21 protein-coding genes, 1 tRNA gene and 1 pseudogene are annotated in these 26,540 nt (G+C 62.7%); 8 read left to right on the top strand and 15 right to left on the bottom strand.

The genetic code is table 11. The features are described from left to right. Positions 1 to 168: 168 nt before the first annotated feature. From CQ020_RS19415 to CQ020_RS19395, 5 genes are all read right to left on the bottom strand, one after another. A tRNA-Pro gene (locus CQ020_RS19415) sits at positions 169 to 245 on the bottom strand. Positions 246 to 343: 98 nt separating this feature from the next. Further along, positions 344 to 2,176 (bottom strand): ABC transporter ATP-binding protein, encoded by a 1,833-nt coding sequence (locus CQ020_RS19410; protein ID WP_105693318.1) that lies wholly within the window; start codon positions 2,174 to 2,176, stop codon positions 344 to 346. After that, positions 2,173 to 3,972 carry an ABC transporter ATP-binding protein gene (locus CQ020_RS19405; protein WP_105693317.1) on the bottom strand — a complete coding sequence of 600 codons (1,800 nt, stop codon included), beginning with the start codon at positions 3,970 to 3,972 and terminating at the stop codon, positions 2,173 to 2,175. The genes CQ020_RS19410 and CQ020_RS19405 overlap by 4 nt, the downstream gene beginning before the upstream one ends. Positions 3,973 to 4,124: 152 nt before the next feature. Further along, a complete protein-coding gene (locus CQ020_RS19400) occupies positions 4,125 to 5,072 on the bottom strand; it encodes a metallophosphoesterase (RefSeq protein ID WP_105693316.1) in 948 nt (315 codons plus the stop codon). A 2-nt stretch (positions 5,073 to 5,074) separates the two neighbouring features. Further along, positions 5,075 to 7,402, bottom strand: a complete 2,328-nt coding sequence (locus CQ020_RS19395) for a transglycosylase domain-containing protein (RefSeq protein ID WP_105693315.1) — start codon at positions 7,400 to 7,402, stop codon at positions 5,075 to 5,077. On the opposite strand from CQ020_RS19395, the gene CQ020_RS19390 reads away from it, so the two are divergent. From CQ020_RS19390 to CQ020_RS19380, 3 genes are read left to right on the top strand one after another with little or no spacing between them, the layout of a single operon-like run. Next, positions 7,401 to 7,556, top strand: coding sequence for a DUF4177 domain-containing protein (locus CQ020_RS19390; RefSeq protein WP_011775990.1), 156 nt, complete (start codon positions 7,401 to 7,403; stop codon positions 7,554 to 7,556). The genes CQ020_RS19395 and CQ020_RS19390 overlap by 2 nt on opposite strands. 2 nt (positions 7,557 to 7,558) lie before the next feature. After that, positions 7,559 to 8,095, top strand: a complete 537-nt coding sequence (locus CQ020_RS19385) for a RidA family protein (RefSeq protein ID WP_105693314.1) — start codon at positions 7,559 to 7,561, stop codon at positions 8,093 to 8,095. Between the two features lie 17 nt (positions 8,096 to 8,112). Then, positions 8,113 to 9,024, top strand: a complete 912-nt coding sequence (locus CQ020_RS19380) for an NUDIX hydrolase (RefSeq protein WP_105693313.1) — start codon at positions 8,113 to 8,115, stop codon at positions 9,022 to 9,024. Between the two features lie 113 nt (positions 9,025 to 9,137). Here CQ020_RS19380 and CQ020_RS19375 read toward each other — a convergent pair whose 3' ends face one another. Next, the gene (locus tag CQ020_RS19375; RefSeq protein ID WP_258142099.1) at positions 9,138 to 9,644 is read right to left on the bottom strand and encodes a WYL domain-containing protein; all 507 of its coding nucleotides are present in this window, start codon (positions 9,642 to 9,644) and stop codon (positions 9,138 to 9,140) included. A 92-nt stretch (positions 9,645 to 9,736) separates the two neighbouring features. Here CQ020_RS19375 and CQ020_RS24810 point away from each other — a divergent pair. Further along, positions 9,737 to 9,907: pseudogene (locus CQ020_RS24810) on the top strand (epoxide hydrolase); the annotation flags it as partial. Between the two features lie 62 nt (positions 9,908 to 9,969). Here CQ020_RS24810 and CQ020_RS19365 read toward each other — a convergent pair. Then, on the bottom strand, positions 9,970 to 10,647 hold the full coding sequence (locus CQ020_RS19365) for a Crp/Fnr family transcriptional regulator (protein ID WP_011775987.1): 678 nt from the start codon (positions 10,645 to 10,647) through the stop codon (positions 9,970 to 9,972). 233 nt (positions 10,648 to 10,880) lie between these two features. On the opposite strand from CQ020_RS19365, the gene CQ020_RS19360 reads away from it, so the two are divergent. Both CQ020_RS19360 and aroQ read left to right on the top strand, forming a co-directional pair. After that, on the top strand, positions 10,881 to 12,065 hold the full coding sequence (locus tag CQ020_RS19360) for a MarP family serine protease (RefSeq protein ID WP_105693311.1): 1,185 nt from the start codon (positions 10,881 to 10,883) through the stop codon (positions 12,063 to 12,065). Between the two features lie 129 nt (positions 12,066 to 12,194). After that, positions 12,195 to 12,659 (top strand): type II 3-dehydroquinate dehydratase, encoded by a 465-nt coding sequence (gene aroQ / locus CQ020_RS19355; RefSeq protein ID WP_105693310.1) that lies wholly within the window; start codon positions 12,195 to 12,197, stop codon positions 12,657 to 12,659. A gap of 108 nt (positions 12,660 to 12,767) precedes the next feature. Here the strand turns inward: aroQ and CQ020_RS19350 are convergent, their stop codons facing one another. From CQ020_RS19350 to CQ020_RS19335, 4 genes are all read right to left on the bottom strand, one after another. Continuing rightward, positions 12,768 to 14,957, bottom strand: coding sequence for an alpha-galactosidase (locus CQ020_RS19350; RefSeq protein WP_105693309.1), 2,190 nt, complete (start codon positions 14,955 to 14,957; stop codon positions 12,768 to 12,770). A gap of 119 nt (positions 14,958 to 15,076) precedes the next feature. Beyond that, positions 15,077 to 16,417: a sugar ABC transporter substrate-binding protein gene (locus CQ020_RS19345; RefSeq protein ID WP_105693308.1), complete on the bottom strand. Its 1,341-nt coding sequence runs from the start codon at positions 16,415 to 16,417 to the stop codon at positions 15,077 to 15,079. 73 nt (positions 16,418 to 16,490) lie between these two features. Next, positions 16,491 to 17,417 carry a carbohydrate ABC transporter permease gene (locus CQ020_RS19340; protein ID WP_105693307.1) on the bottom strand — a complete coding sequence of 309 codons (927 nt, stop codon included), beginning with the start codon at positions 17,415 to 17,417 and terminating at the stop codon, positions 16,491 to 16,493. A 9-nt stretch (positions 17,418 to 17,426) separates the two neighbouring features. Continuing rightward, entirely contained in the window at positions 17,427 to 18,389 is a 963-nt protein-coding gene (locus CQ020_RS19335) for a carbohydrate ABC transporter permease (protein ID WP_024817988.1), read from the bottom strand. Positions 18,390 to 18,601: 212 nt separating this feature from the next. On the opposite strand from CQ020_RS19335, the gene CQ020_RS19330 reads away from it, so the two are divergent. Both CQ020_RS19330 and CQ020_RS19325 read left to right on the top strand, forming a co-directional pair. Next, entirely contained in the window at positions 18,602 to 19,801 is a 1,200-nt protein-coding gene (locus tag CQ020_RS19330) for a Gfo/Idh/MocA family protein (protein WP_105693306.1), read from the top strand. Between the two features lie 14 nt (positions 19,802 to 19,815). Then, complete coding sequence (locus CQ020_RS19325; RefSeq protein WP_105693305.1) at positions 19,816 to 20,835, top strand: LacI family DNA-binding transcriptional regulator; 1,020 nt, start codon at positions 19,816 to 19,818, stop codon at positions 20,833 to 20,835. Positions 20,836 to 20,865: 30 nt separating this feature from the next. Here the strand turns inward: CQ020_RS19325 and CQ020_RS19320 are convergent, their stop codons facing one another. The 4 genes from CQ020_RS19320 to acs all read right to left on the bottom strand — a co-directional run bounded on the left by CQ020_RS19320 (position 20,866) and on the right by acs (position 26,257). Continuing rightward, on the bottom strand, positions 20,866 to 22,236 hold the full coding sequence (locus CQ020_RS19320; RefSeq protein ID WP_258142096.1) for an FtsX-like permease family protein: 1,371 nt from the start codon (positions 22,234 to 22,236) through the stop codon (positions 20,866 to 20,868). After that, a complete protein-coding gene (locus CQ020_RS19315) occupies positions 22,229 to 23,023 on the bottom strand; it encodes an ABC transporter ATP-binding protein (RefSeq protein WP_105568078.1) in 795 nt (264 codons plus the stop codon). Before CQ020_RS19315 ends, CQ020_RS19320 begins: the two co-directional genes overlap by 8 nt. A 151-nt stretch (positions 23,024 to 23,174) precedes the next feature. Then, a complete protein-coding gene (locus tag CQ020_RS19310; RefSeq protein WP_105568077.1) occupies positions 23,175 to 23,963 on the bottom strand; it encodes a DeoR/GlpR family DNA-binding transcription regulator in 789 nt (262 codons plus the stop codon). 248 nt (positions 23,964 to 24,211) lie between these two features. Continuing rightward, positions 24,212 to 26,257 carry an acetate--CoA ligase gene (gene acs, locus CQ020_RS19305; RefSeq protein ID WP_105693329.1) on the bottom strand — a complete coding sequence of 682 codons (2,046 nt, stop codon included), beginning with the start codon at positions 26,255 to 26,257 and terminating at the stop codon, positions 24,212 to 24,214. Between the last annotated feature and the right edge of the window lie 283 nt (positions 26,258 to 26,540).

Raw genomic sequence — 26,540 nt, 5'->3', positions numbered from 1 at the left:
GAGCGATGCTCCGGGGTTTTCTTTGTGCCCTACTTTCGTGGGCCAGTGAAATCATAGTGAGACGCAGCAGAAGCGCCAACCGGCGGGATAGTACATGTGGATAAGTGCGGGGGCATTGACCGACTTAAAGCAAAAATGGCGCCGATTTCTCGACGCCATTTTCGTGTTTGGTCGGGATGACAGGATTTGAACCTGCGACCTCTTCGTCCCGAACGAAGCGCGCTACCAAGCTGCGCTACATCCCGATCCGCTGCGAAAGCAACTGTTCAAGAATAGCCGAAACGTCCCGTGATGCGAAATCGGGGAGCCGGTGTGCCTCGTCACAGCCGCTTACCCGGAGGAGCTAGACCAACGAGTCCCGCCACGCCCCGTGCAGCTGGGCAAAGCGTCCACCACCGCTGATCAGTTCAGCGGGAGTTCCATCCTCCACAATTCGGCCATCGTGGACCACAAGAACCCTGTCGGCCGTTTCCACGGTTGAGAGACGGTGGGCGATGATGATTGCTGTCCGGGCTCCCCGGCCACCGGCCACTCCCTCCAAGAGGTTGGACAATCCCTGCTGGACCATTCGTTCAGAGGGGATGTCCAAGGAGGACGTTGCTTCGTCCAGGATTAGCACAGCCGGTGCGGCCAGGAAGGCCCGGGCGAAGCCGATGAGCTGGCGTTGACCGGACGACACCCGTCCACCGCGCTTGTTGACATCCGTGTCGTACCCATCGGGGAGGCTCATGATGAACTCGTGGGCTCCCACCGCCGTAGCTGCGGCCTCGATTTCGGACCGCGAAGCCTCGGGCCGGCCGAGGGCAATGTTGTCCGCCACGGAGCCGCTGAAAAGGAAGGCTTCCTGCGTCACCATCACCACAGCGCGCCGGAGGTCTGTGGTGGAGAGGTCGCGGAGATCGATGCCGTCCAGGGTGATGGCCCCGGATGTGACGTCGTAGAAGCGGGCCACGAGTTTGGCCAACGTCGATTTGCCGGCGCCCGTCTGGCCCACCAAGGCAATGGTTTGCCCGGCCGGAATGTGCAGGTCCAGTGTGGGAACAACCACCTTGCCGTCGCTGTAGCCGAACTCCACGCCCTTGAAGTCGATTTCGCCGCGTGAGCTCTTCAACGCCACGGGGTTCTTCGGCGGACGGACGGTGGGAATCTCCTCAAGGAGGCCGGACACCTTTTCCAGCGCGGCCTGGGCGCTCTGGAACGAGTTGTAGAACATGGCCATCTGGTCCACTGGCTGGAAGAAGCGCTTGGTAGACAGGATGAGTGCCAGCAGCACGCCAACCGCCAGGTCACCCTCCAGCACCCTGAAGCCGCCAAACAGCAGCACAACGGCCACGCAAACATTGCCGATCAACACCAGGCCGGGCTGGAAGATGCCGTTCAAGTTGATGGAGCGGACGGTGTTCTTGCGGTAGTCCTCGGCCAGCTCGCCGTACCGGGAGGCATTCTCGCGCTCTTTGCGGAACGCCTTCACCGCACGGATACCGGTCATGGTCTCCACGAAGTGCACGATCAACCGGGCAGAGACCACCCGGGATTCACGGAACGCGATCTGGGAGTGCTTCTGGTACCAGCGGGCCAGGAAGAACATGGGGACGCCGGCTGCCAGGACAATCAACCCGCTGCGCCAATCGAGCGCAAAGATGGTGAAAGCGGTGAAAACCATGAACAGCATGCCGGATGCCAAGGAGCTCACGCCGGAATCCAAGAGTTCGCGCAGTGCTTCCAGGTCCGAGGTCTGCCGGGCGATGATGCGGCCCGAGGTGTACTTCTCATGGAATTCCAGGCTCAGCCGCTGGGTATGCCGGAAAACCCGCAGACGCAGATCCAGCAGCATGGCCTGACTGAGCCGGGCAGTGGAGGTCACGTACAGCGCAGTCATCCCAGCCGTGGCGATCGCGGCGGCCAGGTACAGCGAACCAGCCAGCACCAAGGGCCCGTTGTCGCCCGCCTGCAATGCCGGAAGGGCGTTGTCGATGCCGAAGGCGATCAGCGCGGGCCCGGCAACCCGGGTGAGCTGCGAGACCACCACCATCGCGATCGTCAGCCAGAAACGCAGCCGCACCGGACGGATGAGCGAGGCAAGCAAGGTGAGCGACCGGCGTCGTACGGCTTTGCTGTCTGCTTTGGTGAGGAGTGTGTTGTCCTCGTTGGCGGTTCCAAACGTTGCGGCACTCACCGGCGGGCCTCCTCTGCTTCTTCGAGCTCGTCCAGCTCGGTGTCCAGGTCCTTTGGACCCGCGTCCAGGCTGGCGATGACGTAGCGGTAATGATCGTTCTCAGCCAGCAGTTCCGCATGGGTCCCGACGGCGGTGATGGTCCCGTTTTCGAGCAACGCCACCCGGTCCGCCAAGGCCACAGTGGAGGGCCGGTGCGCGACGATCAGGGTGGTGGTCTCACGAAGGACTTCCCGCAAGCGGGCCTCCACGCGTTCCTCGGTATTCACATCCAGGGCAGAGAGAGGATCGTCCAGAACCAGCACCTTGGGCTTCGCGGCGATGGCTCGGGCCAGGGCGATGCGTTGCCGCTGGCCGCCGGACAGGCTCAACCCCTCTTCGCCGATCAGGGTGTCCACGCCCTCAGGCAACGAATAAGCGAACTGTGCCTGGGCCACGTCCAAAGCCTCGTCAAGGGCAGCATCCGTGGGATCGGGGGCTCCGAGGAGGACGTTGTCCCGGACTGAGCTGGAAAACAGCGTGGTGTCCTCGAACGCCACGGCGACGATCTTGCGGAGTTCATCGATTTCATAGTCGCGGACATCAACGCCATCAATGGTCACGGCGCCCTCGGTGACGTCATACAGGCGGGGGACCAGCTGGAGCAGCGCGCTCTTGCCGCTGCCTGTGATGCCCACCAGGGCCATGGTCTCGCCGGGGCGGATGTCCAGGGTGACGTCGTGCAGGAGGGTACCGCCGTCGTCGAACCCGAATCCTGCATGCTCAAAGCGCAAGGCGCCCTTCACGATTTCCGGAACCGTGGCCTTGTCCGGGGAGGTAATGGTGTTTTCCGTGTCCATGACCTCGAAGTGACGGTCCAAGGCGGTCTTGGCGGTCAGCGCCATGGCCAGGAGCATGCCCGAGAATTCCACTGGCGTGGCCACCACGGCGGCTGTTGCGAAGAACGCCACCAAAGCGCCGATGCTGAGTTGTCCGCTCGCGGCGAGCATGATGCCCACCACCAGCCCGACGCCCAGGGCCAGCTCCGGCAGCAGCGTCACCACCAGTGTGAACCCGGCTTGCTGCTTGGCCTTGGCGATCTCCGTTTGGCGGAGTTCCTCTGCTTGGCCGTTGAAGTTTTCCAGCGCTTCGCGGCTTCGGCCGAAAGCCTTCAGGACGCGGATGCCGTGGACGGATTCCTCCACGGTGGTGGCGAGATCGCCGGCCTGGTCCTGGCTGAGGCGGGTGACCAAGCTGAAGCGGCGGCGGAAGCGGAAGGAGTTGATCATGATCGGCACGGCCGCTGCCAGGAAGATCAGGGCCAGCTGCCAGCTCATGGAGAACATCACGCCGACGCCGATGATCACCGTCAGCGTTGTGACCACCAACATGATCGCGCCGAACGCCATCCAGCGGCGCAGGAAACTCAGGTCCGTCATGGCGCGCGAGAGCAACTGACCGGAACCCCAGCGGTCGTGGAACGCCACGGTGAGCTGCTGCAGATGGCCGTACAGTGTGACGCGCATCCGGGTTTCCACTGTGGTGGCGGGATTGATGACGAACTGCCGGCGCAAGGCCACCAACCCGGCTTCAGCAATGCCCAAACCAAGAATTACGACGGCGGCAATCCAGACGGCGTCCGTGGAACCGCCGGGCTGCAGGGAGTTGTTGACCAGGACCCGCAGCACCTGCGGAATGGTCAGTGCGACGATGCTGGCCAAAAGGGCGCAGGTCAGACCCATGAATAGTCGGGGGAGGATGGGCCGCACATGGGGGTACAGGCGGCCGACGGAGGTAAAGAAAGACGTTTGCTTGGACATGCCCGCTTCTCAACAGCTGGATCTTCAGATGGTGCGGAGGTAGTTTCCCGTAGCAACTACCCTATGCCATGGCGTGATTCGTTTCACAGGACCACGCAACGTTGGTGAAATGTTTGACCCAGTTATTGAGAATCGTAATGATCCCCAGGACTTCAGCTGCGCGGCGTGAGCGTCAGCAGGACTGCTTCCGGGCGGCACGCGATGCGGACCGGCGCGAAGCGCGAGGTGCCGATGCCGCCTGAGACATTGACCGGCGTCGTGAAGCTATCACTTTCCCAGTCGTGAAGGCCCTTGGCACGCCAATTGGGGAGATCGCAGTTTGCCACCAGGGCACCGTAGCCGGGGATGCAAATTTGGCCACCGTGCGTGTGGCCGGCGAGGATCAGGTCCGCTCCGGCCTCAGTGAAGTGGTCCAGCACGCGCTGGTACGGGGCGTGAATGACGGCCACCTTCAGGTGCGGGCGGGCGTCCTGATTGACCGTACCTCGGGGCCAACCGGCATAACGTTCACGGCCCAGGTGCGGATCATCAACTCCCGAAAAATCGAACCGCAGCCCGTTCAGCACCACTGACTGCGCACGATTGGTGAGGTCGATCCAGCCGCCCATGCCGAACGCCGAGCGGAGCTTGGGCCAGTCGAGCTGAATGGGTTCGGTCTTGGGCTTGGATGGACCACGGAAATACCCCGCCGGATTCTTGATCCGCGGGCCGTAGTAATCGTTGGAACCCGGAACGAAAACCCCCGGGAACTCCAGGAGCGGCCGAAGCGCCTGGATCAGGGGATCGATGGCCTTGGCGTGGCTCAGGTTGTCACCCGTGTTGACCACGAGGTCGGGCTTCAGATCTGCCAGCGATTGCAGCCACTGGGTCTTCTTGTCCTGGCCCGGGACGAAGTGGATATCGCTCAGGTGCAGGACGCGGAGCGGTTTGGTGCCCACCGGAAGAATGGGCAGGATTTCGTGACGGACCTCGAACTGGTCCTTCTCCCACCAACCGTAAGCTGCCGCGGCTGTGCCTGCTGCTGTTCCGACGGCAGCAGTGACGGCGAAACCGCGCCCGACGGTGCGGACGCGGTTTGCCAATGAATCTCTAAACGTCATGGTCAGTTCTTATTACCGTTGCCGTTATTACCGTTCCCGCTGTTGCCGTTTCCGTTGGACGGTGCCGGATTGGCCGGGGGGTTATTGGACGGCGTGTTGTTGCGCTGCGGAGTGGGAAGTCCCGTCAGGTTGGACGGCGGTGCCTGGAACGGGTTGGTTCCATAGGCCGGAGCTACCGCCAACATGTAGTTGGTGAACTGCGGACCGGCAATCATGTAACCGTCGATGGCATCGTAGGACTTACCGTTGATGGTTAGGTTACGACCCGGACGGAGTTGGTCGCCTAGGGGGTCGCCGAACCAGGAGGCTGTAGCCAAACCCGTGGTGTAACCGACAACCCAGGTGGAACCGTTGGAGTCGTTGGTACCGGTCTTGGCCGCCACCGGGAAGTTCTTGGAATTGAGTGCCGGACGTATGAGGGATCCTGAACCTTCGTCCAGCACCTTGCCCATGGCATAGGCGACGCCTCGAGCAACCTCTGGCTTTACGGCATCTTTACAGCTGGACGACTGCGCAGGCAGTTCCGCGCCGGACTGGTCCTTGACGGACGTAATGGCGATCGGCTCGCAGTACTTCCCGTCAGCGGCGAACGTTGCAAAGGACGCTGCCATGGTCAGAGGCGCGGTCTGCGTTGCGCCAATCAGGTTTGACAAACGGGTCATCTGAACCTGCGGGTTCGGATCCGTAATCTTACCCGTGTCATCACGGGCAGGAAGTCCGCCGTGGATTCCGGTGGCATCCACAATTTGCTGGATTCCGCAAAGGTCTACCTGGGCTGCCGACGCGAACGTGGCCGTGTTGATGGAGTTCTTAAGGCCCCAGAGGACCGTCATGTTCCGGTAGTACTCCGGGCTGGCATTTTGAAGATCGAAGCTGCCCGGCACGTTCGCATCATAGAAACCGTCTGTCGGTGTTGGACAGGTGTTTTTCCAAGGGAAGTTCTGTTTGTATTTGCGAACCGAAGCGTTGATGGTTGTCTCCATCGACTTACCCTCGTTCAGCCACTGGGCGAACGTGAAGGGCTTCATGGTTGAACCGGGCTGGAACCCGCCAATGCCATTGAGGTCATTGCCGTCCTTATCCAGGACATCCACGTTGAAGTTCTGCGTCTGATCGAACTTGCCCTCTTGAGGCAGCCAGACGGTGTTCTGGGCCATGCTCACGATCTGGCCTGTGCCCGGCTGGACGGAGACTATCGAGGCGCCCCACTTGTCCGGGTTGGCACCCGCCGTCGCGTCCACCTGCTGCTGTGCAACGTTTTGGGCGGTTGGATCAAGGGTGGTCTGGATGGTGAGGCCGCCACGCATGACCCGCTTTTCGCGATCATCCGCGGTGTCACCATAAGCAGGGTTGTTCAAGAGGAGATGGAGCACATAGTCACAGAAGTACGGCGCCATGGTGGCGTAAGCGCAGCCCTGGCGTGCCGGGGTGACCTGCGTGGTGACCGGAGTGGCAACAGCTTCGTCGTACTGTGCCTGCGTGATCTTGCCCTGATTAACCATGGAGGCGAGCACCAGGTCGCGTCGCACCTTGGAGCTGTCAGGGTTGGCGATCGGATCGAAAGCCGACGGGCTGTTCACCAGGCCGGCGAGGAGGGCTGCCTGCGGAAGCGTCAGGTCCTTGGCCGTTGTGCTGAAGAAGAACTTGGAGGCGGCTTCAATGCCGTAGGCGTCACGGTTGAAGAAGACAATGTTGAGGTAACCCTCAAGGATCTGCTCCTTGGAGAACTTCTTCTCCAGCGCGATGGCAAGCTTCATCTCCCGGAGCTTGTCCCCGACGCCCTTGTCGCCACCGTTGAGCTTGACGTCGTTTGCGCGGTTCGCAGCAACGAGGGATTCGTTGATGACGTTGTTCACGTACTGCTGCGTAATGGTGGACGCGCCCTGCTTGTTGCCGCGGGCGGTGCTGACGATGGCTCGCATGATGCCGGTGGTGTCAATGCCGCCGTGCTCATAAAAACGGCTGTCCTCGATAGCGATGACAGCGTCCTTGATGAACGGGCTCATTTGATCCAGCGGAACCTTGGTCCGGTTCTCCGCGTAGATCGAGGCGATCGGCGAACCGTCCTTCGCCAAGATCGTGGTGTTCTGTGCGGGCGGATCCACCTGAAGTTCCGCCGGCAGAGTGTCAAAGAATTGAATTGAACCACTGGCGGCACTGCCCGAAACGGCGGCTGCGGGGACCAAAAGGCCCGCCACCAGGACGCCACAAATCGCGCTCACACCAAGGAAGCCTAGAATCTTTCCGAGGGTGGTGGCAGTGTCGAATAGTGGGTTCTTGCGAGTCACCATGTTTTCCACTTTACCGGCAAGGGCTAGGCTTTCTGTCATGACCAAATGGGAGTACGCCACGATTCCGCTCATTATCCACGCTACGAAGCAGATCCTGGACCAGTGGGGCGAGGACGGCTGGGAGCTCGTCCAGGTCGTCGGTGGACCCGATGGCAAAGGCCTTGTTGCATACCTGAAGAGGGAGAAGCAGTAATCATGACAACCCCCGCAGAAACCACGTCTGCCGCGGAATCCGGAGCCCCCACGTCTGCTGTTGAGCAGCGTCTGGCCGAGCTCGGATTGACCCTCCCCGAGGTGGCCGCGCCGGTGGCTGACTACGTGCCCGCCATCGTCTCCGGCAACTACGTTTACACCTCCGGACAGCTGCCATTTATTAACGGCAAACTCGAAGCTACGGGCAAGGTGTCGCTCGGTGAGTTGGGCACCTCTGACGAACCCACCGTTGACCCGGAAGACGCGAAGCGCTACGCAGCCGTCTGTGCCATCAACGCCCTCGCTGCAGTCAAGAGCGTCATTGGCGATCTTGACCGCGTTACCCGCATCGTCAAGGTTGTGGGCTTCGTAGCCTCCGAGTCCACCTTCACCGGCCAGCCCGGCGTGATCAACGGCGCATCGGAGCTCCTCGGACAGGTATTCGGCGACGCCGGCAAGCACGCACGCGCCGCCGTCGGCGTTTCTGTCCTGCCGCTCGACTCTCCCGTTGAAGTCGAGCTCATCGCTGAATTCAGCTAAGGAACCGGTTCACCCAATTGCCGCAGCTTGCCCGCCGTCTGTTTGTACTGCCCCCGGAACTCGAAGGGGCAGCACGGAACTGGCTTGAGCTTGGCGAACGGACCCCCAGGGCCGCCCGCTACGCCTCCTCAGTTGTGTTGTTGCGCGATTCGCCCACCGGCTTGGAAACCTGGCTTGGCTACAGGCCAGGTTCCTCGCCGTTGGGCGTTGTTGCGTTCCCCGGCGGTTCTTTGGACCCGTCCGACGACGACCCCGTAGGTTGGTTGGGCCCCTCACCCCAGCAGTGGGCTGAGCAAATGGGAACGGACGACGTCGGGCTCGCCCGCCGTCACGTGCTGGGCGCCATCCGTGAACTCTTCGAAGAAACGGGTGTCCTGCTCGCTGGCCCCGACGCTTCCTCCACGGTTGAAGCGAACTCCACCATCGACTGGATGCGCGCCCGCGAAGCAGTGGCCGCCCAGGAGAAGTCCTTCACGGAGATGCTTACCAAGCGCGGACTGTCCCTCCGTACCGACCTCCTGAAGCCGCTGGTGAACTGGCTCAGCCCTGACTTTGCACATGCGCGCTTCAACACCCGGTACTTCGCGGCCACTGTCCCCGTGAACCAGCAGCCCAGCATTCTGGGCAGCAAAGGCGTGTGGGGGCGCTGGGTGTGTGCTGCCCAGGCCATCACCATGCGTGAAACCTCAGCACTGGGTGACGAGGTGGGTCAGGAAAACACCGTTGGCCTCAAGCTCGGCGAACTTCTGGTGCCCGGCTCGGAAATCATGCTCGAAAAGATGGCCAACGCCAACGGCTGCATCGCGTACCTGAGCTACAAACGCAAAGCTCACGTCTACCAGGCGAAACTGGTGGACGAGGGGGGAATCCTGATGCTCGAGGTCGAAGCCGCCCGGACTGTGGCTGGAGAGCCCCAGCGCGAACGCTAGGTCCCTCCAACGCTCGCTCACTTCCCTCGGGCTTGAGTTGGACGCTCTCTCACTTCCCTCGGGCTTGAGCTGGACGCTCGCTCACTTCCCTCGGGCTTGAGCTGGACGCTCGCTCACTTCCCGTCGACGTTTGTCGCTCGGAGGTAGACATCTGCAAGGTGCCTCAAATGCGGTATCGGGGCGGCGGGCGACTCTACTGTGAAATCCATGCCCAGCATGCTGATATACGCGGCGATGGTCTCCAGGCTGTCGGCGCCAGTGACCAGCACGGACTCGGTATCGGAGATCGACTCCACCACCCCCACAGCGTGGTTGATTCGAGCCAGGACGGCCTCCGCGGGAGCAGCAACGCGCAGGCGAGCGTGCACTTTCCAGCCGCTGGCTGCGATCGAATGCATCGCGAACGCGGTGTAGTCACCGCCTGGCAGCGGTGACGGGGAGAAGCGACGGCGGGTAGGCATCCGGGGTTCTATCCAGTCTGCGCGGAAGACGTCCCATTTTTCCGAGACAGGGTCTCGCCCCACCAAGTACCAGCGCCGTTGCCAGCTCAGCAGGCGATACGGCTCCACGAGCCGCGACGTACCGCGGTCATCGAACCGGAACCACTCGACGTCGCGGATGGCAGCCGCAATAGCGGCGATAACCGCGTGGTTGACTTCGGGATCTTCGGCATCCGTCCCGTTGTTCTCGGGCGCGCGATCGACCTTCGACAGTGTTCAAAGACGACTTTCAAACGATCCGCGTCTTCGCCGAGCGCGACAACTCAAACATCGTGCATTGGAGTCGGTTTGAGGAGGGAGGGCACTTCGCCGCTTTGGAAGTGCCATCGCTCCTGGCCAGCGACATTCGTACGTTCTTTGGTGTGGTTCGGGCCGGGCGGTAACGCCGGCAAACAACAACAAAAAAGCCGCCCCGGCGAACACCGGGGCGGCTTTTCGTAGCTGTTTAGCGTGAGCGCTGGCGAAGGCGCTGCATGTCCAGGATCACCACGGCGCGGGCTTCCAGGCGGAGCCATCCACGCTGGACGAACTCGGCCAGTGCCTTGTTCACAGTTTCGCGGGAAGCTCCCACCAGTTGGGCCAGTTCTTCCTGGGTGAGCTCGTGGGCAACCAGGACGCCGTCGGTAGCCGGGCGGCCGAAGCGGTCTGCCAGGTCCAGGAGGGCCTTGGCAACACGGCCCGGGACGTCGGAGAAGACGAGGTCGGAGAGGGAGTCGTTGGTCCGGCGAAGACGGCGGGCCAGAGCCTGCAGCAGCTGCGCGGAAACCTCGGGGCGCGTGCGGAGCAGCGCGTTGAGGCTCTCATTCTTGAGGCCGGCCAGGCGGGTTTCCGAAACAGCCGTGGCCGTAGCGGTACGCGGGCTGGGATCGAACAACGCCATTTCGCCGAAGAGCTCACCCGGGCCAAGAATGGCCAAGAGCGACTCGCGGCCGTCGGGGGACGTGCGTCCGAGCTTTACCTTGCCGGAAACGATGAAGTAGAGCTGGTCACCCTGGTCACCTTCGCGGAACACCGAAGCTCCACGTGAAAGGTCCACCTCGGTGAGTTCGTCCGTCAGCAAGCGGAATGCGTCGTCGTCAAGGGTGGCGAAGAGGGGTGCGCGGCGCAATACCTCGATGTCCATGAAATCTCCTGAATATAAGTTTCGGTCGTGGCGCTCAGGCCATTGTTTCAGAATTTTTAAGCTTCTGTGACGTACTTGGCACGTGAAACGCTGAAATGGCGCGGTTTTCGGGGCATCCGGCCCACTCTGAAGCCTCTCACAGGGTATAAACGGCTCCTTACCGTGACCGGACTAACGGTTTGTTGTCAGGGTGGACATCTAGAATTGGCGCTACCCGGCTATGAGGAGCATTGGTGTTTGGCTTGACGATATTGGATTTGGCATTGATTCTGATGCTCCTGTCCTACCTGATCTATGGCCTCCGCAATGGCTTCATGGTCACACTTGGTGGAATCGCAGGATTCGTCATTGGTGCCATTGCGGCATTCATGGCAGTTCCCCTCGTCAGCGGCTGGGTGACCGATAGCGGTTGGAGGCTGACCGCCACGGTGGGTGCCGCCGTCGTGCTTATTGCTTTAGGGCACGGGCTGGGCACCATGATCGGGCGAAAAGTCCGCCACGTTGTGCGGATCAAGCCGTTGCATGCCGTGGACCGGTTGATTGGCGGTGTGGTGAGCGTGGTGGTCGCCGCGCTGGTGATGTCCATGCTGGCGTTCAGCATCAGTTCGCTGGGTGTGCCGTTCGTTTCGCAGCAGTTGGCCGAGTCCCGCGTCATTCGCTACATCGACAACCTGACTCCCACTCCCGTCAAGAGCACCATGGCCCAGCTGCGGTCCACGGTGATTGGCGACGGCATACCCAAGCTCATCGAGGGAATCGGACCCGTCACTCCGGTGCCCGTTCCCAATGAATCAACAGACACCCCTGCCCTGAACCAGGCAGCAGATTCCGTCCTGAAGATCGCCGGCACCGCGTTCGAATGCGGGCAGAACCAGACCGGTTCCGGATTTGTTGTCTCGCCCGGGCGAGTCGTCACCAATGCCCACGTTGTGGCGGGCGTGTCGCAGCCGGTGGTGGAAGTTCCCGACGGCGGCGCGCTGCCGGGCCGTGTGGTCTACTTCGACTCCCAGCGGGACATCGCCGTCCTGGCCGTGGATGGCCTGCAGTCCAGCCCGCTGCCGTTGAGCGCCGACCTCGCCGGAGGCAGTCCGGCCGCTTTTGCGGGGTACCCGCACGGCGGTCCCTTCCAATCCAAGCCGGCAACTGTCCAAGGTATTTCCACCATTCTGGTTCCGGATATTTACGGCAACAATCCTTCGCCCGCGCAGGTTTACAGGCTGGCGGGCGATGTTCAGCCGGGCAACTCCGGTGGCCCGCTGCTGACCATGCAGGGACAGGTGGCCGGGCTGATCTTCGCCAAGACCACCACTGATGCAGCATTGGGCTTCGCGCTCACCATGGAGGACCTGGAACCCGTGGCTGCACAGGCTCCCGGCCTCAGCAGCCCCGTTTCCGCTGGGCAGTGCACCCGAAAGTAGCGGACCCTTCCTCACCTTCCGGCATGTTCAGGCGAACCCGCTCTCACATAGTGAGTGTTTTGAGCCGATGCTCTCTCACCTCTTGGGCGCGATTCCCGGACACCCTCCTGCCGCTATAGATTGGGAGCCATGACTGAAGCCACCCCCGCCACCGAAACAGGTCGCGGCACCATCCTTGTGATCAACGGACCCAACCTGAATCTGCTGGGCACCCGCGAGCCCGAGAAGTACGGAACTTCCACGCTGGCCGATGTCGAGCAGCTCGCCATGGCAGCGGCCGCCGCCCACGGATTCACCGTGGACTGCGTGCAGTCCAATCACGAAGGCGATCTTCTCGACGCCATCCACGCCGCCCGTGGCACCGCAGTCGGGATCGTGATTAACGCCGGCGCCTATACGCACACCTCCGTGGCACTTCGCGACGCCCTGGCGGCTGTGCAGCTGCCCGCCGTCGAGGTCCACATCACCAACGTTCACCAGCGTGAAGAATTCCGTCACCACTCTTACCTGTCTGGAGTGTGCACGGCGATCATCGTCGGCGCGGGAGTGCTCGGCTACAAGCTGGCCATCGATTACCTGGCCGACGCGGTCTAACGTGCCAGAGGGTTCCCGGGAAGGCCTCGGTAAGTGAGCGAGGGTTCCCGGGAAGCCCGAGGGATGTGGAAGAGCGTTGGGTTGAAGCCCGAGGGATGTGAGAGAGGTTTAGAGGGCCGTGAACCGCAGCAGGATGGCGTGCTCCGGGTTCAGGACCGGCATGGGCAGGCCTACCTCTCCCAGGAACAGCCCTGTAGCTTCAGCCCCGGACGCAAGCCAAGGCGCCGGCTTTGCCTCGATGAACGTGTGCCCGTAATCCGCGTCCCCGGCTGCAGGGAAGATGGCCTCCACACGGTATGAACGCGAAGGATCCAACCCCGGGATGGCTACCCGTCCGGGTTGTTCGCCAAAGCCTGTTCTGGTCTTCACCACAGCGAAAAGGGCGGCGGTGGCACCAACTGGTGTGCCGCCGTCGAGCCCTTCAGCGCCAGCAACCACGCCGTGCACCATCAGCGACTCGTCCGGCACATCGGCCCGCACCATTCGGCCCGTGTGGATGAGGCCACGGTGTTCTTTGTAGAGGCCGATGAAGCGCTTGAGTTCTGCGCGCTCCTCTCCGGTGACGGAGCGGACGTCCCACTCCAGGCCGAAGTGGCCAAACAGGGCGGTGATGGCACGGAACGAGAGGTCGTGTGTCCGGCCGGTGGTGTGCGACGTTGTGGGCCCGATGTGCCCGCCCACCAGCTCCGGCGGAACAACCATGCCGGTCCATCGCTGGATGGTTTGCCGCTCCAACGCGTCGTTACAGTCCGAGGCCCAGATGCGGTCGGTCCGTTCCAGGATCCCAAGGTCCACGCGGGCGCCGCCTGAAGAGCAGCTTTCGATCTCAACCCCGGGGTGGGCCGCACGGAGGGCATCGAAGAGCCGGTACGCGGCCAGGGTTTGCTCATGCACCGAAGCCCGGCCCGCATGCCCGTGCTCCAGAAGGTCGCGGTTTTGGTCCCACTTGAGGTAGCTGATGTTGTTCTCGCGCAGAAGAGTGTCCATGCGGTGGTAAATGTATTGCCACGCGTCTGGATTCACGAGGTCGATCACGTGTTGCTGCCGCCACTCGAGTGGCAGCCGACCACCGTCCTTGGAGGACGCAACAGAGGGCCCCACGATCCACTCGGGGTGAGCCCTGGCGATGTCGGAATCCAGGTTGACCATTTCCGGCTCAACCCATATCCCGAACTCCATGCCACGGCTGGTCACGGCATCAATCAAGGGAGTCAGCCCGCCAGGCCATACAGTCTCGTCCACGTACCAATCGCCCAACCCGGCGTGGTCGTCGCGGCGCCCACGGAACCAGCCGTCGTCGAGCACGAAACGCTCTACGCCAAGGTCCGCAGCGGACTCGGCCAGTTCGATCAGCGTCTCCAGATTGTGGTCGAAGTACACCGCTTCCCAGGTGTTGAGGACTACTGGGCGGGTCTTTCCGGAAACCGCACCTACGTGATGCGGCCGCGAACGGAACCACGCGTAGAAGGCCTCGGAAATCCCGTCCAACCCACGGTCTGAGTAAGCCGCAAACAAGGCAGGTGTTGTGTAGCTTTCGCCGGGCTGCAGGATTACTTCGGCCGGGCCGAGCAGTTCGGAGCCGCCCACAATGGTGCGGCCGTCGGCAACTCTGTCCGCAAACTGCTCATGGTTGCCGCTCCAGGCCAGATGCGTCGCCCACACCTTGCCGTGCCGGTTCCCAAAGCCCGCAGTCCCTGCGGCAAGCAGCAGCGAGGAATCATGCCCGGTTCGGCCATGGCGGCCCGTGCGGACCCAGGTTCCTTGCTGAATGGCCCTGCGCTGTGGGTGCCGCTCACGGCACCAGCGGCCGGTCAGGTCCAAAAGTTCGACGGCGTCAGGAGCCACCGGGAGCATCGTTGCCAATTCATCCACCTGGAAGGGCGACGTACCGTGGTTCGTTGCTGTGTGCCTCAATTCCAGAAGCCCGCCAGGATGCAGGGTGAGGTTGCTGGTTACCGTGATGCCGGCGTCGGGATCCGACTGAAGCACGACGGCGGAGGTGCCGTCCGTCGTCGCACTCACCACGCGCAGGCGTACTGAGAAATCGAAGCCGGGAACGCCGTCCGTGATGCGATGGCCGCGGAGCCCCGGCCGTCCCTGCCACGACGAAGAAGCCTGCGGGAGGAGTCCCGCGGGAACGTTGGCGTCGATGGAGGACGGCGGAATGGGCTCGCTGAGAATGGCCAGGTCCGGCAAGGTATCTCCAAGATCGGCTCCCCAGTGGGTTATCTCAGCCTCTCCACGGTGGGTGCTGATCACCAGGCTGGTACCTGCGGAACGGAGATAGAGCGGGTGCATGTTTGAAGTCACTTTCGCATAAGGGGCGTAGTTCGAGTCTAGGGATGAGTTGCGGGGCCCGCTCTGCGCGCTTCGCGAAGGAAATGGCGCGCAAAGCGGGCCCCGCAACGGGTGGGTTGTTACTTCGCGAAGAGTGCGTTGACCTGTTCGTTCGCAGCTGTCAGCGAACTTGCCGGGGCCTTGCCGGCGATCACCGCGTCCACTGCCGGCTTCATGATTCCCGAAACTTTGGAGGCGTTGTCCGTGATGGGAAGCATGAAGGTGGTCTTGTCCTTCACATGCTGGGTGAAAGCACTAACGTCCACGTTCTTGGCCTTGAAGGCTTCTGCGGCCTTCTCGGAGGAGGTGGTGATTGCGGGGAACACCACGGCCTTGGAGGCAACGACGTCCTGGCAGGCGGCGGATCCCAGGTACTCGACCCACTTGATGGCGGCGTCCTTCTTCTTGGTGCCTGCCCAAACGGAATCAGCCAGGCCATTGAACATGGAGGCACGCTTGCCTTCCGGGCCCTGAGGTGTGGGGGCGATACCTAGGTCTATGCCCTTGTAGCCGGTGTACTGGCCGATCATCCAGGAACCGTTGCTGTTGATGGCGGCTTTGCCTGCGCCGAAGCTGTCGGCGGCGTTGGCACCAACGGTGGTTTCAAGCTTGGGCATGTAGCCCTTCTCGGAGAGTGAGGCCCACCAGTCGATGGTGTCCTGGAGCCTCTTGTCGTCGTAGTTGAAGTGGGTGCCCCAGGGGTTCTTGTCAGTGGTGGTCCAGCCAGTGGTGGCGGACAGGTAGCTCCACTGCGTCTGTCCGGCGTTCTCGGCATCGGAGCCGGGCAGGCCCAATCCGTAAACGGCAACATTGTTCTTGTCGAAGCCTGCTTCGTCGCCGCGCTTGCCGTTCTTGTCCACAGTGAGTCGGGCGATTGCTTTCTCGTACGTTCCGCCGTCCTCCGGGTTCCAAGTCAGGGAGCCCATCTGTTCAGGGGTGATGCCGGCGTCGGTGGCCATCTTCTGGTTGAAGAACAGAGCCACGGTGTCCCAGTCTTTGGGCAGGCCGTAGCGCTTGCCATCCTGGCCAACCCAGAGGTCTGCGAGGCCTTCGTTGTACTGGGAAAGATCGGCGATGCCGTCCTCAAGGGCCACCAGCTGCTTGGTCTTGAGGAACTCCGGGTACTTGGACAGGTGGTCCGTAAAGACGTCAGGTGCGGTGCCGGAGGCCATGCCGTTGGTGATCTTGGACCAGTAGTCGTCCCAGCCGGTTTGGGTGATTTTGACGGTGATGTCCGGATTGGCCTTGGTGAAGTCGGTGGCGCACTGCTGGTAGGCGGGGAGCTGATTGGCGTCCCAGAGCCAATAGCTGATCTCGCCCTTGGCAGCGTCTCCTCCGGAGCTTCCGCCGGCGCAGGCGGACAGTGCGAGGACGGCGGCTGCTGCGACGGCGACGGCGCCGAGCGGCTTCTTGTTCATCATGGTTGGTCCTTTCAGGACGGGAGGGGGTGCGAACCGGCGCCTGCCGGTTCTTCGGGAGGGAGGTGGATTACAGCTATTTGGTGCCGTTGAAGCCGATGGAGTTGACGATCCGTTTACCGAAGATGGCAAAGAGGATCAGCACGGGTGTGGCGGACACGAGCGTTGCGGCCATGAGCCCGGACCAGTCCGGTGCGCCTTGCGGAGACTGGGATTTGAAGACTCCCAGTCCCACGGTGAGCACCCGGGATTCCTCAGAAGTGCCTACTAGTAGTGGCCAGAAGTATTCGTTCCACTGACCCATGAAGGTCAGCAGCGCCAGGGTGGCAATTGGGGCAGCGGCGTTGGGCATGATGATCTGGAAGAAGATCCGCCAGTGCTTGGCGCCGTCGAGCATTGCAGCTTCTTCAACTTCCCTGGACATGTTCAGGAAGAACTGGCGCATGAAGAAGATGGCGAACGGGGTCATGAACAAGTAAGGCAGCACGAGTCCGAGCATGGAATTGAGCAGGCCCAGGTTCTTGATGAGGAGGAAATTGGGCAGTGCCGTGAAGATCGGCGGGACGAGCATGGTGGCAAGGAACAGCGAGAAGACTGCGTCACGTCCTTTCCACCGGAGCCGGGAGAAGGCGTAGGCGGCCATTGAGCTGAAGAACACGGCGCAGGCTGTAGTGATGCCGGAGAAGAGCAGCGAGTTCCAAAGGTATTGCCAGAAATTGATCGAAGCGCCGGAGCCGCCTTCTGCGATGGCTTCGGAGGCACTCTGGAGGCCGAAAACCCGCTTGAACGCGCCCAGGTTGAAGTCGGCCGGCAGCAGGTTGGCGGAGTTCGCGGCGAGCGAGCCGTTGGTGGACAGGGCCGTGCGCAGTACCCAGTAGAAGGGCAGGATGCTCACAGCAACGGCTAGGGCGAGGAGGGTCAGGGCGGTGGCGCGGCGCCAGTTGAAGGGGCGGCTGAGCGGGCGACGGCGGCTGCCGTTCTTGGGTGAGGCAAGAGTAGTCATGGCGGGTCCTTAGTCCAGGTCCGACTGGTTGCCGCGGAGGAATTTCATCTGGATGAAAGCGACGATGGCGAGAATGAGGAAGAGGATGACAGCCAGGGCGGATCCGTAGCCGAAGTCCTGTTCATTGAAGGCGCGTTGATAGATGTAGAACTGCAGGACGCGGGTGGCGTTGACAGGACCGCCGGCCGTGGTGACGGCAACGGTGTCAAAGACCTGGAAGGAACCGATCACGGTCACTACGAGGACCAGCACCAGAACGGGCCGGAGCAGCGGCAGGGTGATCCGCCAAAAAGTGCTCATGGCCTTGGAACCGTCGATGCTGGCGGCCTCATAGACGCTGTTCGGTATGGCTTGGAGCCCGGCGAAGATCAGGAGCGCTGTGTAGCCCATGTGCCGCCACGTGTTGATGAGTGCCTGGGTGGGGATAGCCCATTGCTCGCTACCGAAGAACGCCACCCGGGGAAGACCGGTCCATTCGATGATCTGGTTGATGATGCCGATCTGGTAGTCAAGCATCCAGAACCACAGCAGGGCGGCGATGACGTTTGCCATCAGGTAGGGCATCAGGAGCGCACCACGGACGAGGGTGGACTTTGCGACCCGGTGCATCAGGATGGCAAGGCCCAGGGCCAACGTGGTCTGGAGAACAATGTTGATCACCACGTATTCCGAGGTGACGCCCAACGCGTTCCAAAACAGCGGATCCTTGGCTATGCGTTCGTAGTTCCGCGTGCCAATCCATTCCGGGTCGCCCAGGATGCTGTACTCGGTGAAGCTGAGGTAGATGCCCCGGATGGTGGGGACGAGGTAGAAGAGGATCAGTCCGAGCATCGCTGGAGCGATGAAGAAGAGTGCAACCTTGAGGTCCCCTATTCCGCGGAACCCGTCGGCTGGTTTTCCCCGCTTCCGTGACTTCCGCGGCGCCCTGACGGAGGAGAGCTCCGGATCTGGTTGCTTGGTGATCGTGGTCATCGTCGACCCTTTCGTGGCTGTGATGTGCGTAACAACTGGATGCGAATCTACACGAGTAGATTTGGCTATGGCAAGAGCGGGCGCAAACTTTTGGTGAAAAATGTTCAAATATGTTCCTTCTGTTGACTCGAGTAGATCCCAGTGCCAGAATCGACAACACATCACATTTGGACTCAACGGAGACTGCTTCGGCAGCCCAGGGAAGGTAAACAATGACGTTTTCGATCGGAGTAGTGGGTGCCGGACAGTTCGGCAGCCAGTTCGCCCACTTGTTCAAGCTCCACCCGGGTGTCAGCGCGGTCTATGCCGTAGATGAACTCCCTGAGCGGGCCGCTGCAGCGCAGGAGCGCTGGGGACTGGACGGTGTGATGGGCAGCTTTGAGGAGCTGTTGGAGTCCGACGTCGATGCCGTGGCCATCTTCACGCAGCGCTGGACGCATGGGCCGCTGGTTGAGCGCGCACTGCGGGCCGGGAAGCACGTCTACTCAGCGGTGCCCATGGCCATCTCTGAAGAGGAAATTGATCGGATCATTGAGGCCGTGCGTGATACGAAGCTGGTCTACGCCATGGGTGAGACCAGCTACTACAACCCCGCCACGGTCTTCGCGCGGAAACAACATGCGGCAGGCAAGTTCGGCCGCATCTTCTACACGGAGGGCGATTACGTCCATGACATGGACCTCGGGTTCTACGAGGCTTATCAGTACAGCGGCGGAGAGCGATGGAAGGAAACCGCCAGCTACCCGCCCATGCTCTACCCCACGCACGCCATCGGTGGCGTCTTGGGCGCGGTCCCCGGCCATGCGGTCAGCGTCAGCTGCATCGGCGTGAAGGACCAGCGTGGCGACGGCGTCTTCGACAAGGACGTCAGCATGTTCGCCAACGACTTCTCCAACGCCACGGCGTTGTTTGAAATGAACGACGGCGGTGCGATGCGCACCAACGAGATGCGCCGCGTAGGGTATCCCTCCCACATTCGAGAGTCCCGGTTCCGGTTCTTTGGCACCGATGCCAGCTTTGAGCAACTTGCCACCACCACCGTGTGGCAGGACAAATCCACAGTGGAGGACGTGTCCGAGCAAGTGGCAACCAAGCCCACCATGTCCCTGGATGACCCATCCCTGGCAGACGTGGCGCCTGAGTTGAGGGATGCCTTCATCTCCGGGCTGGCTCCGGTGCATGACCAGTCCAGGCTTCCGCAGGAATTCCTCGGAGCGCCCAACGGGCATGAAGGAAGCCACCAATTCCTGGTGGACGACTTCGTCACGGCCGTGAACAACCGCAGCCTTCCTCCTGTCAACGCTTGGGTTGCGGCCCGGTTCACGTTGCCGGGAATCATCGCCCATGAGTCCGCGCTCCGTGGCGGGGAGCGCCTTCCCATCCGCGACTTCGGTGATGCCCCCGTGGAGTAGCTAGCATTTACCTCATGACAACTTCGGCGGTACAAACCTCGCGCGGCCCGGTTACACGCAAAGACGTGGCCCGGTACGCCGGGGTGAGTACCGCCGTCGTGAGTTATGTGGTGAACGGTGGGCCCAAGAACGTGGCCCCGGCCACCGAAGCCAAGGTCCGCGAGGCCATCCGCGTCCTCGGATACCGGCCCAACGCTGCCGCCCGTGCCCTGAAATTGGGGTCCAGCGAGACCATTGGCGTGGTGGTTCCGGACAACACCAACCCGTTTTTCACCCAGCTGGCCCATGCTGTGGAAGATGCGGCCGCGGAACTCGGCTTCGGCATGGTGCTTACCAACTCGGACGGAAGCCTGACACGCGAACGCAAGAACATCCGCACCCTGGCCGCCCGGCAGGTGGACGGCGTCTTCTTGGCCAGCTGTGTGTTCGATCCCGACGTCACGGAACTGGAAGCCTCGGAAATCCCCTCCGTTTTGTTGAATAACGCAGGCTCACCACCGGGAATCAACAGTGTGGGCGTGGACTTGGAAGCCGGGGCGCGTGCCGCTGTGGAACATCTGATCGGCCATGGGCATACGAACATCGGCTTGGCGATCGGCACCAATACCGGGAACCAGCTGGACGGGCGCGAGGTGGGCTGGCTGGCCACTTTGCGTGACGCCGGACTGCCGGACGGGCCCATGCTTCACGGTCCCTTCAGCCGCCCGGGCGGGTACGAGGTAGGTAAGCGCTTCCTCTCCATGGCCAACCGTCCAACGGCAATCTTCGCCAGCAATGACATGCAGGCAATCGGTATCCTCAGGGCGCTTCATGAGGCAGGAGTCAGGGTGCCCGAGGACCTGGCGTTGGTATCCTTCGACGGCTCCTTGGACTCGGAATACAGCTGGCCTGCGCTGACCACCGTTGCACAGCCCGTTAGGGCGATGGCCCAAGCCGCGGTGCAGGCACTGGTGGGCAAGGGCCGCGGCGATGAGCTGAAACACCAGATCCTCTCCACCGAACTGATCATCCGGCAGTCCTGCGGCTGCAAGTAACCCTCGGGGATTACGACGGCGGCTGCCCGGTTACGAGTCCATGCTCGCGTAGCGCTCGGGGCGGGCCAGCACCTGGCTGATCTGCGCCGTTCCCGCGGCCACAGCCAGCCGGACCAGCAGGAAGCCGGCGGCGAACACTCCGCCGATGGTCAGGAACACCACGGGTTGGGTCAGCAAGACAGTACCGGTCAGCGGCAGCACCAGGACGGCAGCCGCGGCAGCTGAAATGCCCGCGACCAGGAACAGCGGCGACATCACGGCTTTGACCCTCGCTGCCACCATGAGTTTCTGAGGCATACCAACACGGTCCAAAGCCACCAGGGTGGAGGCCCGGTCCAACACGGCAGCAGCCTGGTTCACCCCCGCTGAACAGGCAACCATGAGGAACGAGCCCAGCAGGGTGATCATCACTCCCGTGTTGATGTCCCGGACCAGCAGTGTGGCTTCGGCATCGCCGCTGGTGCCCATGGTGTCGGCCACCGCCATGCCGACGCCTACGAACACGCCAACAAAACTGGTCATCGCGACGCCCCCAACTTGCCGCCACGATTCCTTGGGGCTTTCCAGCACGGTCCGTGCAGCCAACAGTTGCTCGGGACGTTTGGCGTGCTTGAGTTGCGAGGACGCCCGCAGCCGCAGGATCCAAGGTCCCATGAGGTTCAACGCCAGCAAAGCCAGCCCGAAGCAACCGCCCATCACCGCGATGATCACAATGAACGCGCCGAAGCTGCTGAGCATTCCCATCGCCACCACTCCAACAACCACCACCACAGCCGCGATGAGTCCGCGAACCCAGTGCGCGCCGTCGGCCGTTTGCCGGGTCCGGACGCCCAACGGCGTCACCACAACTTTCCGAAGCCCCAGCGCAGCACTGGCTGCGGCAAGGACGCAGACGGCCAGGACACAGCCGAGAATGGAAGGCACCGACAACCACGCATGGCTTCCGATTGCTTGTCCCCGGAACTGGATCAACCCCAGGAACGGTGCCACGCAGGCGTAAAGCCCCGCACCCGCCACAGCACCCACTGCCGCGAGGACGGTGGACTCGATGACGGTCATCCAGACCACCGTTGCGCTGTTGGCGCCCAGCAACCGCAAGGATGCCAAACGGTCATCACGACGGCGTGCGGCGAGTCGTGCGGCCGAGGCACCGAGCGTCAACAAAGGGATGATCAGCAGCACCATGGCCACCACGGCCAAGGCCTGGTAGGTGCCTGCGATGTCGTCGGACCAGGACCAGAAAACCTGTGAACCTCCCGCCACGGTGAGCAGCAGGGCTGTGACCGTTCCGAAGGCGAGGATGGGGAGCCCGGCGTCGCGGAGGCCGGCCTCCCGGAAGCTGCTCCCGTTGCTTCGTGCCAGGTAGGGGGTGAGGCGCAGGGCCATGGAGAGACTAGACATTGAACGCACCCTTGAAGTTGGCGGCGGCCTGCGTGCCCGGGGCAGCTGGCGTGTCCGGGGCTGACTCACCGGCTTGTGCTGGGAGGTTGGGAGCCGCAACGGAACGTCCGCTGTCTGCCACAATCCGGCCGTCGCGCAGTTCCACAACACGCTCGCAGCGGGCAGCAACGTTGGGATCGTGAGTGACAACTAGAAGTGTCCGGCCATTCGCGGCCACTGAGTGGAGGAGTACGTCCAGGACCTCGTTGGAGGTGGCCGAATCCAAGGCGCCAGTGGGCTCGTCAGCGAAGACAACCCGGGCCCCGGTGACTTGGGCGCGGGCGATGGCAACGCGCTGAACCTGTCCGCCTGAGAGTTCGCCCAAGCGGCGTTGTTCCATTCCTGCCAGGCCGAGTGCCGCCAACCATTCGGCCGCCCTGGTCTCGGAAGTATTGCGGTCCGTGCCATTGAGCATGAGGGCCAGCGCCACGTTTTCCAAAGCCGTGAGCTCCGGAAGCAGCATGCCCTGCTGGAAGACGAAACCGAACTCCTCGCGCCGCAGCCGGGACAGCGCAGCATCTCCCAAGGTGTCCAGCCGCAAAGGCGAAGACGGAGTATTCAAGGTGATCGCACCGGCGTCGGGCCTCAAAATTCCGGCGAGGCAGTGCAAAAGGGTGGTCTTACCGGAACCTGAGGGGCCGATGATCGCAATGGACTGGCCGGCGTTGGCTGTGAAGTCGACGTGGTCCAGGGCGATGCTGCCGGGGTAGTGCTTGGTGAGCTGCTGGGCGTGGAGGATGGCGTTCATATATCCAGCATCGCTGCGGGCGGTACTCCGCGGCATCAGTCCCGCGGCTGAAGTCTGCGGGCTGGCCTCCACCCGGGGTATGAGACCCAACTGAGTAACAGATAACGTCGTTATGAGAGCTCATAACGACGTTATCTGTCACCTACTTGGGTTAGGCTTCGGCGATCCGCAGCTTCGCCACGTTCTCGGCCAGCACGCGCCGGGCGTCTTCACCAAGGAGCGAGTCCGTGATCAGCTCGTCAGCTTCTTCCAACCGGGCGATCGAGGCGATACCCACCACGCCCCACTTGCTGTGGTCGGCCAGAATAATTGTGCTCCGGGCGGATGTCATGAAAGCACGGTTGGTTTCGGCTTCCAGCAGGTTCGGCGTGGTAAACCCGGCGTGGGCATCCATGCCGTGGACCCCCAGGAACAGGACGTCCAAGTGCAGCTGCTTCAGGGATGACGTGGCTATGGGGCCCACCAAAGCATCAGACGGTGTCCGCTCGCCACCGATCAGGATCACGGTGGACCCGAAGCGTGCCGGGCCGGACGAGGAACCGTGGTGGAAGAGATCTGCAATGCGCACCGAGTTGGTGACCACGGTGATGCGTGGCCCGTTGACGAGTTCCTTCGCCAAAGCCCAGGTGGTGGTGCCGGCACCGAGCCCGATCGCCATGCCTTCCTGAACCAGGCTTGCGGCTTCCACCGCGATGGCGTGCTTCTCCGCGGGCAGCTGTGTTGACTTGAGTTCGAAACCGGGCTCGTGAGTGCTCGCATCGCCGGGAATCTTGGCTCCGCCGTGAATGCGCTCCACACGGCCGGCTTCCTCGAGTGCTTCGATGTCGCGGCGCACGGTCATGGGGGAGACGCCCAGCAGTTGCGCGAGGTCCGAGACCCGCACCACGCGTTCGCGCTGGACGGCGTCGATGATGGCGGAGTGGCGTGCTGCCTGAAGCATCAGGGCCTTTCTGGGGAACCTCGTCAAACATGGAGCTGAGTCTGGCTCCAGTCTAGGGCTGGAGGCTTCCAGAGCGTGGCAGGCCAAGCGCGGCGGGCCAAGCGCGGCGGGCCAAGCGCGGCGGGCCAAGCGCGGCGGGCCAAGCGCGGCGGGCCAAGCGCGGCGGCGTCACCGCTGTGTCAAGCAGGGCCCTTAACGCACGACGGCGCCGCTCACCCCGGGAGGTGAGCGGCGCCGTCGTGAATTACTTACTTACGGAGGGATTCCGCGATCTGCTGCATGATGCCGGGGTCAGCCAGTGTTGTGGCGTCGCCGGTATCACGGCCTTCTGCGATGTCCTTGAGGAGGCGGCGGACGATCTTGCCGGAGCGCGTCTTGGGCAGTTCCGGAACGATCAACAGCTGCTTGGGTTTGGCGATCGGACCGATTTCCTTGCCCACGTGGTTGCGCAGTTCCAGGATGGTTTCGTCGCCGTTGTTCACGGCGTCACCGCGAAGAATGACGAATGCGACGATCGCCTGGCCGGTGGTGTCGTCAGCGGCACCCACCACGGCCGCTTCAGCGACGGACGGGTGGCTGACCAGCGCGGACTCGATCTCGGTGGTGGAGAGGCGGTGGCCGGAGACGTTCATGACGTCGTCCACGCGGCCCAGGAGCCAGACGTCGCCGTCTTCGTCCTTTTTGGCTCCGTCGCCGGCGAAGTACATGGCCTCGAAGCGGGACCAGTAGGTGTCCTTGAAGCGTTCCGGGTCGCCCCAGATACCCCGGAGCATGGAGGGCCACGGTTCACGGACCACCAGGTAGCCGCCTTCACCGTTGGCCACCGACTGGCCGTTTTCGTCCACCACGTCCACGGCAATGCCGGGCAGCGGAACCTGCGCCGAGCCGGGCTTGGTGGCCGTGACTCCCGGCAGCGGCGCGATCATCTGCGCACCGGTTTCGGTCTGCCACCAGGTGTCCACGATCGGGGCCGGGTTGTCCTTCTTCTCGCCGTTCTTGCCGGCATTGGCGCCGATGACGTCCCGGTACCACATCCACGCCTCTGGGTTGATGGATTCGCCCACGGACCCCAGGACACGGATGGAGGAGAGATCGTACTTGTCCGGGATCTCCCGGCCCCACTTCATGAACGTCCGGATCGCAGTGGGCGCGGTGTACAGGATGGAGACTTTGTACTTCTCCACGATTTCCCACCAGCGGCCCTGGTGCGGGGAGTCGGGCGTGCCTTCGTACATGACCTGGGTGGCACCGTTGATCAGCGGCGCGTAGGTGACGTAGGAGTGGCCGGTGACCCAGCCGACGTCGGCGGTGCACCAGTACACATCCGTTTCCGGGTGGAGATCGAACACAGCCTTGTGCGTGTACGCGCCTTGGGTGAGGTAGCCGCCGGTGGTGTGCAGGATGCCCTTGGGCTTCCCGGTGGTGCCGGAGGTGTAGAGGATGAACAGCGGGTGTTCGGAGTCGTGCCCGACGGCGGTGTGCTCGGTTGAGGCCTTATCAACGGTGTCGGACCACCAGAGGTCGCGGCCTTCCACCCAGTTGACGTCCTCGCCGTTGCGCTTGACCACCACAACGTTCTGGACCGTGTGGCCTTCTTTGGAAAGGGCTTCGTCCACGGCCGGCTTCAGGGCGCTGGGCTTGCCGCGGCGGTAGGTGCCGTCAGCGGTGACCACCAGTTTGGCTTCGGCGTCCTCGATCCGGGAACGCAGGGCGTCGGCGGAGAACCCGCCGAAGACCACCGAGTGCACAGCGCCGATCCTGGCGCAGGCGAGCAAGGTGATAACGGCCTCAGGGATCATGGGCAGGTAGACGGCCACGCGGTCACCCTTGGCAACACCGAGGGACTCGAAGGCGTTGGCGGCCTTCTTCACCTCTTCGGTCAGCTGCGCGTAAGTGTAGGTGCGGGTATCGCCGGGCTCGCCCTCAAAGTAGATAGCTACGCGGTCGCCCAGGCCGTTTTCCACATGACGGTCCAGCGCGTTGTACGCGGCGTTAACCTCGCCACCGACGAACCACTTGGCGAACGGCGGGTTGGACCAATCCAAGGCCTCGGTGAAGTCCTTGTCCCACGTCAACAGCTCACGGGCCTGCTTGGCCCAGAACGCGGGACGGTCACCTTCTGCCTCTTCATAGGCGCCCGCGCTGGTCACGGCGTTTGCGGCGAACTCCGCAGACGGCGCGAACTTGCGGTTCTCGTGGAGGAGGTTTTCAAGCGCCTCGACGTGTGGGGCCGGACCGTTCTGAGCCGTTGAAGCTGCAGCGGTGGCCGTGGATCCGGTGGTGTCCTGGGACATGGTGAACCTCATCATTCATCGATCTTTGCTGCGCGGATCCTGACGTGAGGTCCCCGCCCGGGCCGTCGTCGGCGTCGAGCGCGTTCCTCAAGGTCCGCAGAGTGCTGTCCGGCATCAACACTATCGCTTAGCGAAGTGCTACGTGTGCGTGGTCACAAACGCGGCCGTGAGCGGCGCGGATTTAGCGACGAATGGCGGCTGGGGTGGCGGGGAACCGTTTACATGACGCACGATGGCGGAATCGGGCTCACGCTGCTGGCGGGGTAACTGGTGATCGAGTTCT

This window comes from Arthrobacter sp. MYb23 (assembly GCF_002979775.1).
Classification (GTDB): Bacteria; Actinomycetota; Actinomycetes; order Actinomycetales; family Micrococcaceae; genus Arthrobacter.
This window is presented reverse-complemented; position numbering and strand designations above follow the sequence as displayed.

Bases quoted from the DNA above. Each gene is read 5' to 3' on its own strand.
- CQ020_RS19405 (WP_105693317.1), bottom strand. From the start codon at position 3,972: ATGTCCAAGCAAACGTCTTTCTTTACCTCCGTCGGCCGCCTGTACCCC.
- CQ020_RS19400 (WP_105693316.1), bottom strand. From the start codon at position 5,072: ATGACGTTTAGAGATTCATTGGCAAACCGCGTCCGCACCGTCGGGCGC.
- CQ020_RS19390 (WP_011775990.1), top strand. From the start codon at position 7,401: ATGACCAAATGGGAGTACGCCACGATTCCGCTCATTATCCACGCTACG.
- CQ020_RS19395 (WP_105693315.1), bottom strand. From the start codon at position 7,402: ATGACAGAAAGCCTAGCCCTTGCCGGTAAAGTGGAAAACATGGTGACT.
- CQ020_RS19385 (WP_105693314.1), top strand. From the start codon at position 7,559: ATGACAACCCCCGCAGAAACCACGTCTGCCGCGGAATCCGGAGCCCCC.
- CQ020_RS19365 (WP_011775987.1), bottom strand. From the start codon at position 10,647: ATGGACATCGAGGTATTGCGCCGCGCACCCCTCTTCGCCACCCTTGAC.
- aroQ (WP_105693310.1), top strand. From the start codon at position 12,195: ATGACTGAAGCCACCCCCGCCACCGAAACAGGTCGCGGCACCATCCTT.
- CQ020_RS19350 (WP_105693309.1), bottom strand. From the start codon at position 14,957: ATGCACCCGCTCTATCTCCGTTCCGCAGGTACCAGCCTGGTGATCAGC.
- CQ020_RS19345 (WP_105693308.1), bottom strand. From the start codon at position 16,417: ATGATGAACAAGAAGCCGCTCGGCGCCGTCGCCGTCGCAGCAGCCGCC.
- CQ020_RS19340 (WP_105693307.1), bottom strand. From the start codon at position 17,417: ATGACTACTCTTGCCTCACCCAAGAACGGCAGCCGCCGTCGCCCGCTC.
- CQ020_RS19335 (WP_024817988.1), bottom strand. From the start codon at position 18,389: ATGACCACGATCACCAAGCAACCAGATCCGGAGCTCTCCTCCGTCAGG.
- CQ020_RS19330 (WP_105693306.1), top strand. From the start codon at position 18,602: ATGACGTTTTCGATCGGAGTAGTGGGTGCCGGACAGTTCGGCAGCCAG.
- CQ020_RS19325 (WP_105693305.1), top strand. From the start codon at position 19,816: ATGACAACTTCGGCGGTACAAACCTCGCGCGGCCCGGTTACACGCAAA.
- CQ020_RS19320 (WP_258142096.1), bottom strand. From the start codon at position 22,236: ATGTCTAGTCTCTCCATGGCCCTGCGCCTCACCCCCTACCTGGCACGA.
- CQ020_RS19315 (WP_105568078.1), bottom strand. From the start codon at position 23,023: ATGAACGCCATCCTCCACGCCCAGCAGCTCACCAAGCACTACCCCGGC.
- CQ020_RS19310 (WP_105568077.1), bottom strand. From the start codon at position 23,963: ATGCTTCAGGCAGCACGCCACTCCGCCATCATCGACGCCGTCCAGCGC.
- acs (WP_105693329.1), bottom strand. From the start codon at position 26,257: ATGTCCCAGGACACCACCGGATCCACGGCCACCGCTGCAGCTTCAACG.